At 51.4% G+C, this 247-nt stretch carries 1 pseudogene; it reads left to right on the forward strand.

Features of this window, described 5'->3' with window-relative positions:
* A pseudogene (locus tag ACRHNM_RS17715) lies at positions 1 to 247 on the forward strand (MFS transporter); the annotation flags it as partial.

The following is a 247-nucleotide window of genomic DNA, read 5'->3' on the forward strand; positions in this document are numbered from 1 at the left end:
GCATCTATCCCGGAGGCATGAAGGTCGCCGCCGGTTATTACGAAAAAGGACTGGGCAAATCCTTGGGTTTTTTGGTCGGTGCCTTGGTAGTGGGTACCGCATTCCCCCATTTATTGAAAAACATGACCCATGCGGTTCCTTGGAATAGGGTCTTGATAGCCACCTCAGGTTTAGCCTTTTTGGGAGGGTTGCTCATGGTGGGTTTGGTTCCGGACGGCCCTTTCCGTAAACCAAGCCAAAAACTGCA

The sequence above is a fragment of the Psychroserpens mesophilus genome (assembly GCF_050617655.1).
GTDB lineage: Bacteria > Bacteroidota > Bacteroidia > Flavobacteriales > Flavobacteriaceae > Psychroserpens > Psychroserpens mesophilus_A.